The sequence below is a fragment of the uncultured Fibrobacter sp. genome, assembly GCF_937877005.1.
Taxonomy (GTDB): domain Bacteria; phylum Fibrobacterota; class Fibrobacteria; order Fibrobacterales; family Fibrobacteraceae; genus Fibrobacter.
Genome location: NZ_CALEFV010000155.1, coordinates 1 through 1442, shown reverse-complemented (window position 1 = coordinate 1442; position 1442 = coordinate 1). Strand labels below are relative to the sequence as shown.

Sequence of the window (1442 nt, the reverse complement as noted above, 5' to 3'; positions counted from 1 at the left end):
ATGACCTCGTCTTCCTCATGGACACGCCGAGCTTTGAACGCGTCGGGGCGAACGGCGCCGAATGCATCAAGTCAGCCAAGAAAACCATCAACATCGACCACCATATTAGCAACCCGCTGAACCTTTGCACCTTGAACCTCGTGGAGCCCGAAGCAAGTTCTGCAAGCGAGGTTCTATACGTAAACCTCGACAAGGCTAAAATCAGCCGCGACACAGCCAGTTCCCTTTACCTCGGCATTGTACACGATACGGGAGCCTTCAAGTACAGCTGCACCGGCAAGCGCACCATGCAGGTGGTGGGCGACCTGATTGAAGCAGGTGTCGACTTCGCAAAAATCGTGAACGAGACTTACTACACCCGCACCTACAAGCAGACACTCATTACGGGCTTTGCCATGCAGCAGTGCAAGCTCGCCCTCGGCGGCAAGGTCGTCTACAGCTACATCACGCCCGAAGACATGGAACGATTCGGAGTCACGCCCGTGGAACTTTCCACCACCATCGACACCATCCGCGAAGTCGGCGGCACCGAAGTGGCTATTTTCCTCTACCCCGTGAACGGCAAGTACAAAATCAGCCTGCGCAGCAACTATGTAGTCGATGTAAACGCCATCGCTCGTGAATTCGGCGGCGGTGGCCACACCCGTGCCGCCGGAGGCGATACCTTCGATACGCCTGAAATCACTATCGAGAAAATCCTGAAGCTAATCGAAAAGCAGCTATAGCGCGAACAGCGATACCGCTAGCAGCACGAATACGCAGCCGCTGAACCAGTTGAGGTTGCGGTTCGCCTTGGGGCTATTCAGCAGGAACTTCTTGACGGCGCCAGCCAACAGGGCGACCGAACCGAACACGATCATGGTCGCCACAATGAATTCTGCGCCAAAGATAGCTGTCTGCAAGCTCGGGTGAATCGGGCGGTCCAGGCGCACGGCCGGCGGTATAAACGAAAGCATGAACAGAATCACCTTCGGATTCGAAAGGTTCATGATGATGCCGCGAAGGTAAAGCTTGCGGGCAGAAGGATGGCCCTGTCCTAGATCCTTCGACTCCGTCACTTCGTGACTCCTCTCAGGATGACACTCGGAAGCCTCGCTAGCAACAACCGTGCCGGCGCGAACTTGAAAACTCCGGTACGCCAAATACAGCAGGTATGCAGCACCGAAACATTGCATCACAAAGAACGCCGTCGGGCTTGCGGCAACCAGCGCCGAAACCCCCGCGACCAGCAGCCCCGTCTGCACCATGATTCCCGTGCAAAGCCCCAAAATCACGCAAAAACCGGCACGGGCACCATGGGTCGCACTTTGCGCCAGGACAAATAAGTTATCTGGACCAGGAGCAATTCCTACCACCAAGGCAGCAATAAAGAATTCTAGCATAGACAGTAGGAAGTAGACAGTAGACGGTAGGAAGTTGGCTGTAGACGGTTGAATTCTACA

2 protein-coding genes are annotated in these 1442 nt (G+C 55.2%); one reads left to right on the top strand and one right to left on the bottom strand.

All coding sequences use genetic code 11. The features are described from left to right. The coding region (locus Q0628_RS07285) for a DHHA1 domain-containing protein (RefSeq protein ID WP_298769606.1) at nt 1-725 on the top strand (725 nt) is incomplete at its 5' end. Here the strand turns inward: Q0628_RS07285 and Q0628_RS07280 are convergent. Further along, nucleotides 720-1442, bottom strand: a 723-nt coding sequence (locus Q0628_RS07280) for a LysE family translocator (protein ID WP_298769604.1), incomplete at its 5' end; no start/stop codon positions are given. The genes Q0628_RS07285 and Q0628_RS07280 overlap by 6 nt on opposite strands.